Origin of the sequence: Devosia sp. RR2S18 (genome assembly GCF_030177755.1) — a bacterium.
Lineage (GTDB): Bacteria > Pseudomonadota > Alphaproteobacteria > Rhizobiales > Devosiaceae > Devosia > Devosia rhizosphaerae.
This window is the reverse complement of the sequence record NZ_CP126539.1, coordinates 1,517,217-1,532,604: the sequence shown is the minus strand read 5'-3', so window position 1 is coordinate 1,532,604 and position 15,388 is coordinate 1,517,217. Positions and strand designations below refer to the sequence as shown.

At 59.5% G+C, this 15,388-nt stretch carries 14 protein-coding genes and 2 pseudogenes; 10 read left to right on the top strand and 6 right to left on the bottom strand.

The genetic code is table 11. The features are described 5' to 3' along the window. The first annotated feature begins 6 nt into the window (after window positions 1-6). Both QOV41_RS07480 and QOV41_RS07475 read left to right on the top strand, forming a co-directional pair. Window positions 7-897, top strand: a complete 891-nt coding sequence (locus QOV41_RS07480) for a hypothetical protein (protein WP_284580524.1) — start codon at window positions 7-9, stop codon at window positions 895-897. After that, window positions 894-1,019 carry a hypothetical protein gene (locus tag QOV41_RS07475; RefSeq protein WP_284580522.1) on the top strand — a complete coding sequence of 42 codons (126 nt, stop codon included), beginning with the start codon at window positions 894-896 and terminating at the stop codon, window positions 1,017-1,019. Before QOV41_RS07480 ends, QOV41_RS07475 begins: the two co-directional genes overlap by 4 nt. A gap of 745 nt (window positions 1,020-1,764) precedes the next feature. On the opposite strand, the gene QOV41_RS07470 is transcribed toward QOV41_RS07475, so the two are convergent. Then, window positions 1,765-1,941: a hypothetical protein gene (locus QOV41_RS07470; protein ID WP_284580521.1), complete on the bottom strand. Its 177-nt coding sequence runs from the start codon at window positions 1,939-1,941 to the stop codon at window positions 1,765-1,767. Between the two features lie 623 nt (window positions 1,942-2,564). On the opposite strand from QOV41_RS07470, the gene QOV41_RS07465 reads away from it, so the two are divergent. The 3 genes from QOV41_RS07465 to QOV41_RS07455 all read left to right on the top strand — a co-directional run bounded on the left by QOV41_RS07465 (window position 2,565) and on the right by QOV41_RS07455 (window position 5,979). Then, entirely contained in the window at window positions 2,565-3,242 is a 678-nt protein-coding gene (locus QOV41_RS07465; RefSeq protein WP_284580519.1) for a DUF4214 domain-containing protein, read from the top strand. 33 nt (window positions 3,243-3,275) lie between these two features. Continuing rightward, window positions 3,276-4,414, top strand: a protein-coding gene (locus QOV41_RS07460) for an IS3 family transposase (protein WP_284580518.1) whose coding sequence is annotated in 2 segments (ribosomal slippage) — window positions 3,276-3,537 and window positions 3,537-4,414 — 1,140 coding nt in all. Because the reading frame shifts where the segments join, the coding sequence is not laid out codon by codon here. Continuing rightward, on the top strand, window positions 4,411-5,979 hold the full coding sequence (locus tag QOV41_RS07455) for a calcium-binding protein (protein ID WP_350151127.1): 1,569 nt from the start codon (window positions 4,411-4,413) through the stop codon (window positions 5,977-5,979). The genes QOV41_RS07460 and QOV41_RS07455 overlap by 4 nt, the downstream gene beginning before the upstream one ends. Before the next feature lie 416 nt (window positions 5,980-6,395). On the opposite strand, the gene QOV41_RS07450 is transcribed toward QOV41_RS07455, so the two are convergent. Beyond that, window positions 6,396-6,611, bottom strand: a complete 216-nt coding sequence (locus QOV41_RS07450; RefSeq protein WP_284580517.1) for a hypothetical protein — start codon at window positions 6,609-6,611, stop codon at window positions 6,396-6,398. Window positions 6,612-6,766: 155 nt separating this feature from the next. On the opposite strand from QOV41_RS07450, the gene QOV41_RS07445 reads away from it, so the two are divergent. The 3 genes and pseudogenes from QOV41_RS07445 to tnpC form a co-directional block, all read left to right on the top strand. Then, the gene (locus QOV41_RS07445) at window positions 6,767-7,147 is read left to right on the top strand and encodes a transposase (protein WP_415926753.1); all 381 of its coding nucleotides are present in this window, start codon (window positions 6,767-6,769) and stop codon (window positions 7,145-7,147) included. Further along, window positions 7,144-7,488, top strand: a complete 345-nt coding sequence (tnpB, locus tag QOV41_RS07440) for an IS66 family insertion sequence element accessory protein TnpB (RefSeq protein WP_284580516.1) — start codon at window positions 7,144-7,146, stop codon at window positions 7,486-7,488. The genes QOV41_RS07445 and tnpB overlap by 4 nt, the downstream gene beginning before the upstream one ends. A gap of 72 nt (window positions 7,489-7,560) precedes the next feature. Then, window positions 7,561-8,601: pseudogene (gene tnpC, locus QOV41_RS07435) on the top strand (IS66 family transposase); the annotation flags it as partial. 276 nt (window positions 8,602-8,877) lie between these two features. Here the strand turns inward: tnpC and QOV41_RS07430 are convergent. After that, window positions 8,878-9,900: an IS110 family RNA-guided transposase gene (locus tag QOV41_RS07430; protein ID WP_284577211.1), complete on the bottom strand. Its 1,023-nt coding sequence runs from the start codon at window positions 9,898-9,900 to the stop codon at window positions 8,878-8,880. Between the two features lie 69 nt (window positions 9,901-9,969). Between QOV41_RS07430 and QOV41_RS07425 the strand changes: the two are divergent. Beyond that, a pseudogene (locus tag QOV41_RS07425) lies at window positions 9,970-10,512 on the top strand (IS66 family transposase); the annotation flags it as partial. 92 nt (window positions 10,513-10,604) lie between these two features. On the opposite strand, the gene QOV41_RS07420 reads toward QOV41_RS07425, so the two are convergent. From QOV41_RS07420 to istA, 3 genes are all read right to left on the bottom strand, one after another. Next, window positions 10,605-11,852 (bottom strand): DUF4214 domain-containing protein, encoded by a 1,248-nt coding sequence (locus QOV41_RS07420; RefSeq protein WP_284580515.1) that lies wholly within the window; start codon window positions 11,850-11,852, stop codon window positions 10,605-10,607. Between the two features lie 502 nt (window positions 11,853-12,354). Next, window positions 12,355-13,173 carry an IS21-like element helper ATPase IstB gene (istB, locus tag QOV41_RS07415; RefSeq protein ID WP_284581215.1) on the bottom strand — a complete coding sequence of 273 codons (819 nt, stop codon included), beginning with the start codon at window positions 13,171-13,173 and terminating at the stop codon, window positions 12,355-12,357. After that, window positions 13,173-14,456 (bottom strand): IS21 family transposase, encoded by a 1,284-nt coding sequence (gene istA, locus QOV41_RS07410; RefSeq protein ID WP_415926752.1) that lies wholly within the window; start codon window positions 14,454-14,456, stop codon window positions 13,173-13,175. Before istA ends, istB begins: the two co-directional genes overlap by 1 nt. Before the next feature lie 333 nt (window positions 14,457-14,789). On the opposite strand from istA, the gene QOV41_RS07405 reads away from it, so the two are divergent. Then, the gene (locus tag QOV41_RS07405; protein ID WP_284580514.1) at window positions 14,790-15,155 is read left to right on the top strand and encodes a hypothetical protein; all 366 of its coding nucleotides are present in this window, start codon (window positions 14,790-14,792) and stop codon (window positions 15,153-15,155) included. Window positions 15,156-15,388 lie beyond the last annotated feature (233 nt).

The window sequence follows — 15,388 nt, the reverse complement described above, 5'->3', positions numbered from 1 at the left end:
CGAGTCATGAACCCCGTCATCCCTCAGCAACAGGCCTCAACAGCGCTGCGCCGCTTCACCGTAATTCCGGATGGATGCCGTGCAGTGCAGGTCCGCCGTCACCACCAAGGCAGCGCATACCGCATGGGCATGTTCGTCATCGTGGATCCAGACGACACGACGCCGGCTGCCGATGCTGACTTTCTGGTCCAGTGGAACGAGTTCAGCCGGCCGACCATGATTGGTGTCCGCATCATCCGCGACGAGTGGTTCGTTGGTCCCGCCGGCGGTGGGCACAGCGTGGCCCACCATAACGATGTGTCGCAGGGATCATTCCCGATCGTCATGGTGGATGGTCCCTACCGTACCGAACACCTGCAGGCGAAGCTCTTGGGCCGCGTGTTGGGCTATCTGGGCCATGAGGATGGCGAGCCGATCGAGGCCTTGTGGCACGAGCACAGCATGGAAGGTCCGAACCGAGACACCTTCGGCCTCGAGCATCTTCCGGAGGACTACTGCTGCAATGGCGAGGGGCGATGTCTGGAGCCGGTCTATGCCGACGGTACCCGTTTCCAGTTCACGTCTCGCGAGCCGGTCGCACCAGGCGATTACGTGGTCCTATGGCGCAAACCAGAGCTGACGCGGCAAACACATCGGCAGGCCCTTATCAAGCGGCTCGCATCACCGCTGCCCGAGGGATGGGCAGAGACCGAGCATTGGACTGCAGACGATCCGATGCCGCCGGTCGTGCTGGTGGAGATGCACAACCCTCCTCGGACCTATGCCGTCGCCGCCGATGAGTTAATGGCTGTCCACAAGTGTGTGGCCACGCACGATGGGCCTCGCTCGCCGGTATCGAAGGACCAGCTGAAGGCGATTGCTGCACGGCAGCGGGCAGAGCGGGAGCGAGTGGCATGAGAACCCCGCCAATCTCTCCGGAGCGCATGCGGTACATCCTCACCGAACTGGCATGGGGAGCAGCAGGGTGCCTTGGCATCATCGTAGCCATGGCGCTGACTCTCTTTGGGAGTGGGATTTGAGTGAGGAGCCACCGAACACGTCACGCAACGTGAGCACTGCCGAAGAAAGCAGCAGCGGGTGGAACTGGGAGCATTCTGCACTCGCCGCCGGCGTTGCCGAGGGTAGGGTGTTTAAGCAGGCGAATAGCCTTCAAGGGACGTGGGCTGCTTTTTGTGTAGTATTACCGTTCTGGGCATTTCTGGACGGGAGCTTTGGGTGGAAATTCTAGGAATAGGGTCAGCGGCCCAGTACTGGATGGAGATCGTTCGGCCGAACTACATCCGCTACACCAATCACCCTGCGGCTCTGGAGGCGTTCAACGTCTGCACAGCGCTTTGGCACCAGCTTGATTGGATCACGGAGGATCCTCGCGCGAACCCCGAGGGAAAAGGGCTCTCTGAATTGCGTCAGGAGCTTGAGGCAGACTGTCCAGAGCTCGGAATTCTACACGACATTGCGACTCTCTCGAAGCACTACCGACTCTCTCGGCCTCGAGGCAAGCTAGTGGGGACGGAAGCACATCTGGTCGGTGCCACGTTCCACTTTGGATCGGAGGGTCCCGTTAGTGAGCACCCGGCGTCCTACACCGTCCTCCTAGACGATGGCCGTCGGTTTGATCTAGACCAGGTGCTGAAGACTGCCATGCAGTTCTGGCATGACTATTTTCAACAATCTTTATTCACCTCCTGATCATCTAACCTACCTGAATATCGGCGAGTTTGTGAGTCGAAACAGTGGCGGCTCCAGATAAGGCGGGGTCGCCCTTCATACCACCAGCATCAGATAGAAAGCAGCTATCGGCACACCAGCGAGGAGTGTCGCGCTGCCGATGTCGATGAATAAATGCTCCGAGTTCTCCTGAGCGGACGGGAGTGTCCCCACCGTCTCCGGCGGAGGGGTCCACTTGCGCTGGTTGAACTTTTTCCTGAGGTTGTGGTCCACTGCCCCGTCTCCCGAAACGGCTAAGTAATGAGACTGACAGCAGCGACGAACAAAACTCCTGCAGTGAGCGCCTGATAGACAGGGCTCTTCCATATCGGGTCTTCGATGTGAGCGGGAGCCCTAGGGAACGGCGAGGTTCTCGGCTGCACAGTGTTGCGCCTGGGAGCCGCGCCGCGCTTACCGAACGTTCTTGTGGTCTGCATTTCCTACCTTTTCGCTCGCCCGGGTCACCTCGGCCGTCAGGCGACACTCCACCTTCGCACTTGCGTAACAAAGAGCGACGTTCAGATAGTTTTATGCAAATGCGACCGGTGCTTGGTCGCTAGAGATTGCGATCATGTTCGAGAGCGACGGCTGCACGCTCTGGTTTAGCCACTAGCGCGGCCAGAGCCTTGCCAGTTGCTGCGAGTTCATGATCAGGCGTTCGCGGCAGGGCTGTCGCGGTACAGTTTCAGAAGGCCAAGTTGCGGTTGGCGCGGCGCTGACGGTTGAAAAGTGATTGTAGTTTAAACCATTGCATCTGCTCTGAATACTGGGCCGGGAACCGTTCAGATGCTGTTTAAGTGATTCGAATTCGTTGACAGGTAAGTGGCAGGCGTTAACTTCTTGGTAACTGAGTGGTCATGGGGGAACCAGAAGTGGGCAATGAAGTCAGCATCGAGATTGCACGTCTCTACGTATCTTTCTTCAATCGGGCACCTGACCCGGAAGGTGTCCAGTACTGGATGAACCGATATGCTGAGGCAGTAGCAAACGGGTTTGGGGCCGACCTATTCCTCGAAGAGATCGCTGACAGCTTCGCCCAGAGCCCAGAGGCAAAGGCGATCTATGAGCAGCAAGCCGATCCCGGTCGCGCTGAAATCGAGGCCTATATCACCGAAGCCTATCAGAACATGTTCGGCCGCACGCCGGACGCCGAAGGTCTGAAATATTGGGCTGACCGCTGGGAAACCGAAATGGCTGAAGGCCAACCAGGCGTCCGTGTCTTGTTCGAAATCGAGAATGCCGCACGAGGCAGCACCAACCAGAATGATATCGACGCACTGAACAACAAGGCAGAAGTGGCGGCCAAGTTCACTACTGACTTCATCAGTTCCGGCGTTACTTGGACCACTGAAGACTTCGAGAAGGCCCAGACCATCGTCGACGACGTCGATCACACAGACGACTCCGTGCAACAGGCGAATGATCAAATCGATCAGTACATTGAGGAGCAGACTGGTGGTTCGGGGCCGGTGGAGCCGACAAACAGAGGTGGCTCGGGAAAGTTGGACAGCGGGATAAGTGGATTTTGTGCCTGATGGCGGCCAATATGGCTGCGAACAGGAGAGACCATGACGAGACGACCCCGCCGCAACCACACACCGGCATTTAAGGCGAAGGTGGCCCTGGCGGCGCTCAAGGGCGAGAAGACCCTTGCCGAGTTGGCACAGCAGTTCGATGTGCATGCCAACCAGATCACGCAGTGGCGCAGCCAACTGCTTGAGGGGGCGGCTGATGTGTTCGGCGGCGACGCTCGCACCGAACCATCCGTCCCGGCTGTGGATGTGAAAACGCTGCATGCCAAGATTGGCCAGCTGACGCTGGAGAACGATCTTTTGGAAGGTGCGCTCAGCAAGGCGGGCCTGCTGAGCGTAAAGCGATGATCGACCACGACCATGATCTGCCGGTGAGCCGGCAGGCGCAGGTGCTCAACATCAGCCGGAGCAGCGTCTATTACCGGCCCCGTCCGGTATCGCCCAGTGACCTGGCGCTGATGCGCCGGATCGATGAGCTACATCTGGATTACCCGTTCGCTGGTGCCCGTATGTTGCGGGATATGCTGGCGAGGGAAGGGCTTGCTGTCGGCCGGCTGCGCGTATCCACGCTGATGAAGCGCATGGGAATCCAGGCGATCTACCGCCGGCCCAATACCTCAAAACCGTCACCAGGCCACAAGGTCTATCCCTACCTCCTGCGCAAGTTGGCGGTGACGCAACCCAACCAGGTCTGGGCCATAGATATTACCTACATTCCCATGGCGCGCGGCTTTGTCTACCTGACCGCCGTCGTGGACTGGTTCAGCCGGCGGGTGCTATCCTGGCGGCTTTCGATCAGCATGGATGTGGGCTTCTGCATCGAGGCGGTTGAAGAGGCGATGCGCCACCATGGCGCGCCCGAGATCTTTAACAGCGATCAGGGCAGCCAGTTCACCAGCCAGGCCTTCACTAGCCTGCTGCGCGACAATGGTATCGCCATCAGCATGGACGGCCGGGGCTCGTGGCGCGACAACGTCTTTGTCGAGCGGCTCTGGCGCTCGATTAAGTACGAGGAGGTCTATCTGCGCGCCTACGATACCGTCGCGGAAGCGCGGGCCTCGATTGGTCGATACCTGGCCTTTTACAACGGCCACCGGCCCCACTCGAGCCTTGACGGCATGACTCCGGACGAGGCTTACTTCAACGCGCTGTTGCCAATCCAGGCAGCGGCATAACCAGGGCCCTAGTCCACTTAGCGAACACGCAAACCCTGTTCAGACAAACCGAGCCACCTCTAAACCCAGGTGGGCCAACCGGCCCTACCCCGGATACAGCCCCACCAACCGCGCCGACTATAAGCGATGGTCCGACTGGCGTAAAATCCGACCAAGCCGACCTGGTAATGTCAGGACAGGCAGAGGCACTATCCACAGTCAAAATCTATAATGGTCACGACCTGATCCATACAACAACAGCCGACAGCGCCGGCAATTGGACTTGGGCCATTGGCAAGCTCGATCCGAAGGGACCGTACAGCCTTTCTGCGACGGCAACTGACAGTGCTGGGAACGTTAGCTCTGCCAGTCAAGCGCTGACGTTCGCTGTGAACAAGCTGAACTATGGGCCACTGTTTGGAACCTTTGGACCCGGAGCAGGGCCAATAGACGGCCGCGGGGAACTCTATGCTGGAATTGGGAACCCGGCTGACGGCATGTCTCGCAGTGTTGCCTTTCTGGGCCCCGCTGACATCGAGCTGGCGCTCGACGTGCGGTTAGCGGGCGACCCTGCTGATGTCACCTATCTCACTTATGACCCGGGGCTTGCGACATATTGGGTCAATCCAGGCGCGAACGTCCGCTTTGCCTACTCGGCTGGCGTTAATGATCTCAACGACGACGACACCAACGTTTTCGACTTGAGCACCTTTGACTTCAAACTGCTGATCGACACCGACGCGGGGCTTGGCACCAACTTCAAGTCCTTCACCTTACTCCGCCAGGAGACTGGCAATCCAACAGCCAACCAGGAGAACTCACCCGACGAATGGGTCCTCGATAGTGACCCCTCAACGATCATCCGCGACGATGGCGGCAATGGTTACGTGACGCAGAACATCCAGGCGTTGCATTGGTACAACGGCACCTCTGCCCTAAATGCAGGAGCCAACTATCAGGTCAAACTGCAGGCGTTTGCGAAAGATACAAACATCCAGATCTCTGAGACATCAATCTCAGTACTCGGCTCAAACGATTGGGACCATTTAGGAAATCCAGCCGGAGAGACCTTAAACGGGGTTCAGTCTGGCTCCCCGACCTTCGTCGACACCTTATATGGCGGGGCTGGTAACGACGACATCTTCGGGTATGGCGGAGCAGACTATCTATCCGGCGGCTCAGGTTCTGACGAGCTTTACGGCGGCGACGGGGACGACCACCTGTATGGCGGATCCGGAAATGACCTCCTTCATGGGGGCTTGGGTGCTGACCAGCTGCTGGGACAGTTCGGCGCCGACCGATTTACCTTTGGGGGCCAATTCGATGAAAGTACCCCCACTAGCATGGACACAATTCGCGACTGGGATTCTGACGATCTCATCGATTTGAGCGCAATAGATGCCGTGAAAACCTTTGCTTTCAGGGGACAGGGTAATGCCGTAGCTGAGATGGAAGTCAGGTACTATCACGAGAACGGAAATACCTACGTGATAGGGCAAAACACCTCCAGCAACAGTGTGGTAAACCACACTAAGATTGAGATCATCGGTTTACACAATTTAGAAGCATCCGACTTTGTGCTTTGATCCTTAGCTGCCGCATCGACGGCTCCTAAGCCAAGGTCCCGCTTGCAGCGGGGCTTTTTTTACAACTCTGCCTCTTCAACGGGGCGGCCAACTGCCCGCATCGGCGGAACCTCCTTTCCACCAGGTGCCTTGCGGCATTGAGTGGATGCCGTCTCTAGTGCTCCAGGGAGTTCTGGCTAAGATACATGGTTCTTCTACTGCTCGTCTCCTTTTTGCTGTTTGTGGTTGGCACCCTTCAGGTCGCCATAGCCTGGCCGGAGGGCTTTAGGCGGCGCTGGGCGCAACTTAGCTTGGGCGCAATCGCCTTATTGGTGTCCGGGATGACCTTCAGCGCAGCTGTAGACCTGAACCGTGAGCAGGAGCGAACGGCTGCGCTGGCGAAGGTGCCGTTTATCGCCATACCATCGCAATGAGAACTAGCCGGTCGGCCTCACTATGGCATACCCACTGATCGCTATCTCGGCTTTGATCTTGTCCTCGGTCGCTCCGAGCAGCCTATCGCCCGCTCCGGTCACTGCCATGTGCCGCCAGTCGATTTTCTGCAGGTGACGTGGGATGGCAGCCATGGGCCCATACGGCAGCACCAGCAGCTCTGGTTCCTCGCCAGAGTGGTGCGCAATGAACACGTTCACCTGCATCTCTGGTCTTGGTCTCCTAGCCCGTACGCATAGAGCCACAACCGGGCAGGCGGCGCAATTCAACGTAAGCGCCAAGCTGACCCCGTGTGTTCAACCGATCGAGGCGGCGGTATTCGGCACTCTCTTATTGGTGGCGGGTGTCATGTTCTATGTCTGCGACTATGCGTGCGGATAGAAGTTTCCATCTGATCGAGGCTGTTCCGGATCGTCTGGAAGGCGCTCCTGTAGCACGCCGGCGCCGGTGGTCGGACGAGTTCAAGGCCGCGATGGTCGCTCGGAGTCTGGAACCGGGTGCGAACGTGTCGGCGCTCGCGCGTGAGATCGGGATATTGCCATCGCAGCTGTTCGGCTGGCGATCCGAGGCGGCGGACAAGGGCGAGGTAAAACGGGTGAGCAGGAGCGCGACGGGAACCGGAATGGCGGACGGCACGGCCATCGAGCTTTTCGTAGATGGCATGCTGGTCCGGGTCGGCGCTGATGTTGATGAGGATCATTTGCGCCGTGTGCTTCGCGCCGTCCGGTCGACATGATCCCCTCGGGCGTGAAGGTGTTCCTGGCCAGTCAACCGGTGGACTTCAGAAAAGGACCAGATGGGCTTGTCGGTCTGGTTCGCGATGCCGGAGCCGATCCGTTCAACGGTTCGCTCTATGTGTTTCGCGCCAGGCGAGCAGATCGGATCAAGATCGTCTGGTGGGATGGGACCGGCTTGTGCCTTTACGCCAAGCGGTTGGAAAAGGCGGCGTTCTGCTGGCCGCGGATCGGCAACAGCCGGGTGCAACTGAGCCAGGCTCAGCTACTGGCTCTGGTGGATGGAATGGACTGGAAGCGGGTGCGCTCGGTGCCGGTGAGCCGCCCCCAATCTGCTGGGTAAAAGCCTGCGGCAGACTGACTCACAGGCGCAAAAACGGAGGCAATCCGGGCCGTTTTGTGCCATTATTTACCCATGGTTCCGGCCGATCCGCAGCAGCTTCCCGATGACGTTGACGCCCTCAAGGCGATGATCGCTGCTGCCCATGCCGAGATCGCCGAACTCAAGGTCATCAACGCCACGGCTGACGAGCGCATCGCGCGACTGACCTCGATCGTCGCTATGCTGCAGCGTGCCCAATATGGCACGCGCTCGGAGCGGTTGCGGCACGATCCGCTCGATGACGAGCAGATGGCCTTCGTCTTCGACGAGATCGAAACCGGCATAGAGGAGATCAAGGCTGGGCTGGAGGCACGTGACAAGGGTGGCGCCACTCCGCGTCCCTCGCGGCCACGCAAGGGCTTTGCCCCGCACCTGGAACGCATCGAGCAGGTCATCGAACCCGAGGTGCCGGCCGATTGCGTCGGCCTCGAAGCCATCCGGATCGGCGAAGACGTCTCCGAACGCCTTGACGTGACCCCGGCCAAGTTCCGCGTCATCGTCACTCGCCGTCCAAAATACGCCTACCGACTGGCTGACGGCGAAGACCGCATCGTGCAGGCGCTGGCACCCGATCACCTGATTGCTGGCGGCATCCCCACCGAGACGCTGCTGGCCCAAATTGCGGTCAGCAAGTATGCCGACGGGTTGCCGCTCTACCGGCAGGAAGAGATCTACGCCCGTGATGGCGTGGAACTGGACCGCTCACTGATGGCCCAGTGGATGGGGCGGCTCGGCTTCGAGCTCGAGCCGCTGGCCCAATATGTGCTGCACACCATCAAACAGGGCGAGCGCGTCTTTGCCGACGAGACTCGGTTGCCGACGTTGGCACCGGGAGCCGGGAAGGTGAAAACGGCTTGGCTCTGGGCCTATGCCCGTGACGATCGGCCGTTCGGCGGATCAGGACCACCTATGGTGGCCTATCGCTTTGAGGACAGTCGATCGGGTGACTGCGTCGCCCGGCACCTCGATGGCTATCGCGGGATCCTGCAGGTGGACGGATATGCGGCCTATAACCGGCTGGGCAAGGATCGTGGCGCCAACGACGCCATGACCCTGGCCGGGTGCTGGGCCCATCTATGGACGCCCCCGGTTTTGCAAGAACTTTTCACGCGTTTCTGGCGGAGCCTGCGGCTGCAGTCATCTATTCGGCCTCTCGTGTTGTGACGCACCCTGCGTCACCGGCCTTGATGGAATATCCGCGAACCAGACCCCAATCACACTGCGCGAACTCGAAGTTCGATGCGCCCAACGGGTTCACCTGGTCCCGGAACGCCCGGCTTGCCATCACACGCTTTTCTGTCCTCGCAACCGCTTCAGCCCGTTTCCAGGCAGAACTGCACTACCTCGGTGTCACGCGGCCCTTTGTACGGGCTGACCATAAATTCCGCCGAACCGCAGCAACGCCCAAACTACTCGGGCTGTTTTATTGGCGATGGCAACTGCTGCGACATTCGCGGGTCGGCGATCACGTAGCTGAGCTAGCCATGTCCAGGAGCGACCCTTCCATCGCATGATTGAGCGACTGCCATGAATTAGCAGTTTTCGCAGATATCCGTCGCCGCGCTTGCTGATCCCACCGAGCTGTTCTTTGCCCCCCGTTGAATGCTGTCTGGGCACGAGCCCAAGCCAAGCGGCAAAGTGGCGCCCTGATGCGAAGTCGCTTGGATCACGCATGGAAGCAACAAGGGCACTGGCCGTGATGACGCCGACGCCAGGGATTGTCATCAAGCGGCGGCAAGCCTCAGAGGACTTCGCCACCAGAGCAAGATCGTCATCGATTTGGACTAGCTTGGTTTTGATCTCACGAAGCTGGCTGACAAGATATCGTAACGCATGTCGCGCCACCGACGGGATGCGGGTCTCGCTTTCATCTTCGATCATCACGGTCAACAAGCCGATGTTGTGAGCTCGGTTCGGCCCGATGACGCCAAATTCGGCCAGATGGCCTCGGATCGCATTGATGAGCTGGGTGCGTTGGCGGATGAGCATCTCCCGGACGCGGTGAATGACCAGGACCTCCTGCTGCATCTCCTCCTTGATCGGAACAAAACGCATCGTGGGTCGCGTTACCGCTTCGCAGATGGCCTCCGCATCGGCGGCATCATTCTTGTTGGTCTTGACATAGGGCCGTACATATTGCGCAGGGATCAACCGCACATCGTGTCCAATGCTGCGCAACAGCCGGCCCCAATAATGTGCACCCGGGCAGGCCTCAAGAGCAACGAGGCAGGCTGGTAGAGCCTGGAAGAAAGGCTCGACCTGCTCGCGCTTGAGCTGGCGCCTGACTACCACTCTACCGCGCTCATCGGCGCAATGAACTTGAAAGACGGACTTGGCAATATCGAGGCCAACTACGTGAACTGCGTTTGGCATGGTACCCTCCTTCACTCTGATGAAGCCCTATGGTGCCCCTCTGCGCGATGCCGCGGAAGGGGGCGTCCATACCATCATGCGCGGCGCAAGTTCTTTGATCTGCATGCCAGCGATGGCTCGCCCTTTACCAGTGCCGTGGTCAAGGCCATGGCGCCGCTCTGGGCCATCGAAGACGATATCCGGGGCCATAGTGCCGACCTGCGCGCCAGCATCCGGGCAGAACGCTCCCGCCCCATCGTCACCGAGCTGTTCGCCATGCTGGATCGGGAGCTGCCGCGTCTATCGGGTAAATCCAAGCTGGCCGAGATCATCCGCTACGTCTTAAGCCGACGTGCCGCTCTCGAGCGCTTCCTCACCGATGGTCGTATCGAGATCGACTCCAACATCGTCGAACGGGCAATCCGTCCGCAGACCATTACCCGCAAGAATGCGCTCTTCGCTGGCTCTGATGGCGGCGGACGGGCATGGGCCACAATCGCTACGCTGCTGACTACGGCCAAGATGAACGGCGTCGATCCACAAGCCTGGCTGACCCAAACGCTCGAGCGCATCGCCGCTGGTTGGCCAAACAGCCAAATCGCCGACCTGATGCCCTGGAGCTTCAGCCAATAACGGCCTCGGCTATTCTCGGCTATGCGCTTACAATTCAACCATCAGAGAACTCAATAGACTATGCTGGAAAGTGCGCCGTGACGAAGCCGTCCTTAATAGAGCCAAATGCCGTCACTGATTGTGTCGAAGACCTGGGCCTTGTTCTCATCACTTTCCGAGAAGAAGGCTAGGAGGTCCCGACGATTGGTCTCGCCATCGCCGAGCTTGCCCACCCAGTAGTTGTAGCCACTTTGGTCGTGCTCGCGGCCGAGGGCGTGAGTGTATAGCAGCCCAACGAAATCAGCATCCGAGACTGTCTGCTCGCTGCCGAACGTTCTCACAAATTCTGGGGAGTGCAGAAAGCTATCGGCGATATCCACTAGGGTAGTGTCCCCTTCGTCCATGCGGCCGATCCAGTATCTTAGGCCTTCATTATCTGGGACGCGGTCGAATGCGGCTTGATACAACCGGTACGCTTCGCCAGCGGTGCCGCTGATATCTAAAGCCAGCGTTCCATCGCGGAATTCAACGCGCTCAATACTCGTTAAGGTGTCAGTTCCCTCAGGGGAGCCGGTCCGCAAATCCACTATGGTTACGCCGCCGACGCTGTCCGGCGATAATCGAAACTGGTTCAATATGCCGCCGTAAACGGCTGTGTCTACACCCGCCCCGCCGTCGATGTGGTCGTTGCCGCCGCCGCCGGTTAGCCGATCATTGCCGCCGTTGCCGAGGATGATTTCGTTAGCACTTGTGCCAACATAAACATCAGCATCAGCCGACCCGTTGAACGCAACTGCTGTCGGCGCTGTTGCTGCCAGACTTGATCCGTAAAGAGCCTGTGCGCCGGCCATGTCACCGGATGACAGAGCGACCCGTGTCCCAACGGTTGGGAACATAATTGCGTCCCGCTCATCGGTGTGCCCCAAGCCCAAAGCATGACCAATCTCATGTACCGCAACGGCGTAGAAGTTGATAGTTCCGGCGACGTAGTGCTTGGCTGTTGACCAAACTTCCGCCGTGTCAAAGCGGATTTCTGATTTGGCGAGCTGATTGAATTCGCTCCCATACCAGTAGCTGTAGGTTGCTTCACCAATGGTGTTGTATCGCCCGTCTATCGCATCCCAACCGAGACGGATCTGCGAAGTTGAGCTATCGGCGACCTCCACAAAATCGATGTTGGCAACATCTTCCCAGGCTTGGAAGGCGTCCCTAATCAGGTTCTGGTATGTCACCTGCGTAATCGCAGCGTCAAAGCTGTAGAAGGCGCCTGCCAGCTTGGCGAAACTCCAGGTGACTTGGCCGCCGCTCGCCCCTAGCGATGGAGCACCCCATTTGGCGCCTGTAAATTCGTAATCAGACATGTTCAGTTCCGGGGCCTCGAAGTTTTAGCGGAGGTCTCTATTGCCCCACCAATTCGTTAAGAGCCGGCAAGGACGGCGCCGCAAATGCGGGCATTCGTGCTCCTTTTCAAATCACTTGCCACGGAGTTCCATCACGTTGACGTTACGGCGGGCCTCACAGAGAGATCCGCCACCAAAAGGCTGCGGATCCGTCCCTCAAGACGGACCTGTTGCAGCGCCGGGGCCAAGGCGAACCGGGTCCGCAAGGCTCTCAAGAGCAAAGCCTCCCCGCTATGGTCCGGCGCTGAAAAGTAAGACGCGACGGTCTGGCCTGAACTACAGGACACGGCTGGGCCAAGCCGCTGCCGCCCAGATGCTAATAATCGCCCGGTGCAAGTTGTGTCGGCGGTTGCGCCACTACCTCGCCAGCGACCTCATCGAGTGCGGTTACCACCCGAACCTGTTCGTTGAGGAGCTATTCGGCCCCCGGTGTCCAGCGACATCAGGAACTGACCCCTTTGCGTCACGCCGAACTGACCCCCTGCTGGCTGTGAGTTGGTGTTATTCCAGCGGTGGATAGCGGCGTCTTCAAGATGCCGCTTCGGCGCTTTTCTCGAAGTCGATAGCTTTCACCACGGATGGTGATGATGTGCGAGTGGTGCAGCAGTCGATCGAGGATGGCCGTGGCAGCGACCGCATCGCCGAACACAGTTCCCCACTCGCCGACCGATCGGTTGGATGTGATCAACATGGCACCCCGTTCGTAGCGACGGCTCACCAGTTGGAAGAACAGATGCGCGGCGTCGGGTTCGAAGGGTAGATAGCCAAGCTCGTCAACGATCAGCAGCTTCGGCTTGGCCAACTGGGCCAGCTTCTCTTCCAGTCTGCCTTCGGCATGCGCTTTGGCGAGTGCGGCTACCATGGTGGTGGCAGGGACGAACAGCACGGTGTACCCCGCAACGATGACTTCCCTGCCGATGGCAACGGCCAGGTGGGTCTTCCCGACCCCTGGTGGACCGAGCAGCAGGACGGCCTCTCCGTTTGCGACGAAGCGGCCAGTGGAGAGTTCGCGCACCTGAGCCTTGTCGAGAGAAGGCTGGGCGTCGAAGTCGAAGCTGGCGATGTCGCGCACGAAGGGGAAGCGAGCCAGACCGAAGCTCATCTCGATTCGGCGTTGGTCCTTGCGAGCAATCTCCCTCTCGCACAACATGGCCAAGGCCTCTCGGATGGTCAGCTCCCGGCGACCAGCTTCATCGATAAGGTTGTCCAACTGGTCGCGTATTGCTGTCAGCTTGAGGCGGGTCAGCATCTGCTCCAGATGCTCATGCATGTCGGGCACCATCACCAACTCCCTCCCGCAACAGCTTCATACTCGCTGAGCGGGCGCAGCAGAGTGGGCGGTGGCGTTGTAACGACGGGGGACTGACGGGGACCTCCTGCAATGCCGGCAAAGTGCTCTGCATCAACGAAGCGACCATGCCGGCCGGTCCGCAGCTGATGCCGAGCCACCTCCAGCCCGGCATGGCTGACGCGCAGATCCGTGCCTGTAACGGCGATGCTGACCCGCTCACCTATCAGCCGCCATGGTACCGAGTAGGCGTTTCCATCAACTTCGACCGCACAGTCTGACGAGACCCGCCGCACCAGATCGCGGCTTGCCAGGAAGGGAGTAATGCCAGCAAGGGGCTTCAGGCGATGGGCTTCATCGCGTTCAAAGCGCAGCCGCGGTGGCTCACCGGTCGTGCCATGGATACGCACATCTGCAATCTCCCGCACCCATCGGTCCAGGTGCCCCTCGAGCGCGGCGAAGGTGGGGAAGCTGCGCCCCGCAATGGCATTGTGCTTCACGTAACCGACGCCACGTTCATCCTTGCCCTTGGTGCGGGCTCGGTAGGGTGCACAAGCTCGCACTCGGAAGCCCCAATGCCGCGCGAATGCATGCAGGCGCGAGTTGATCACCACCTCACGGGAAGCGGGATCATGATGGGTGATCAGGGCTCGGGCATTATCGAGCAGGACTTCTTCGGGCACGCCGCCGAAGGTGCGGAATGCCCCCTCCATCCCTTCGAACCAATGCTCCTGCCTCTCGCCTGTGAAGGCACGTACATGCACGCGCCGCGAATATCCCAAGGTGGCAACGAAGAAGAATACCTTGTGCGTCGCGCCCCCAATCTCGACTCGTCGTTCGCCAAAGTCGATCTGCAGTTGTTGACCAGGTCTGGTCTCGAACCGGACCGTGGCCCTTGCCTCGGCTCGCATGGCTTGGCGCAATGGAGCGACTGCTCGCTCCACAGTCCGCAGGCTGGCCGAGATGCCTTTCTCGGCCGCGAGCTCCTGCCGCACCACATCGGCATTGCCAGCGTGCCGTCGAAAGCGCTCAGCCAGCCAGTCTTCCAAACCATCGAGCGATTTGGATCGAGTGACCGGCTCCATCGCCCGCCAGCCTCCTTCGCTGAGCCAGCGTTTTACAGTGTTACGTGAACATCCAAGCTCGTGTGCAATCCGCTTCGATCCCCATCCTCGTGCCTTCAGCGCCAGCATCGCCGACACTTCTTCAGGCGTTCGCATCTCCACCCTCCGCGAGACTTCTCCCCGCGAATGATCCTGCGATGTTGTCTGGTTCATGTGACCTCCTTTCTAACGAAAGGGGTCAGTTCTTCATGTCGTCAGGGGGTCAGTTTTCCATGTCGCCTGACACCCGGTGCCCGCATTGCGGCAGCCCGAACTTCTTCCGGGTGCGGGAGAGGTACGCCAACTCCGATGACGTTGGCCACACGGTGATCAGACGGCCTGCAGGGGAGCGGCGTATCCAGTTGTGAAAGGACGAGTCCTACGGGCCGGTGCCGAAGGCGGAACCGAAACCTGAGTTCAAGGATTAGCGGCGCGACTGACCTCCACACAGTCTCCTTCGGCCCCGATCCTCCCGTTCGGGGCCGTTTCAGTTTAGAGGACTTTACGATGCGTCGATCCTTCGCCTTGGCCATCTCGCTGACACTGACGTTGACCGCCTCCGCCTCCGCCCACCACAAGCAGGGACATCAGACGCCTCCGGGACAGGCGAAGAAGATGGGAGCACCGGGGCAGGCGCCAAAGATCCATGCCCCAGGACAGATGGAGAAGGTCTATGACCCGAAATTGGTCATACCCATGGAGGTAGAATTTGTTTGTCTGGTCACCACCGACATTCCGGGCGACCCATATTCGCGCGTATCGTTCACCGAGTGGCTACCTCGAGACGAGGCAGAGGCCAAGGCCGACGAAGGCAAGAGCTTCGTCATCTATCACCCGGACCTGAACACTCAAGAGGGCTGTGTGGGGTTCTAATTGGGGAGGGCGGCGGAGGAGCAGCGCAGATTATCGTTCGCTCCGAAGTGCTGCAGATAGCGTCACCAATCCTAAGGACCTGCTTTCCGACCGGCTTGCGCCGCTTACGCTGCGGGCGCGTCGTCAGCGGCCCGGCAAGGTTTGGCCTGGCCTGTGATCCGCAAAGCACGTCATCTCTCTCGGTGACTTGGAGTGCACGAAGGGCGCTAGCCCAGTCAGTTATGCTGGGCGGG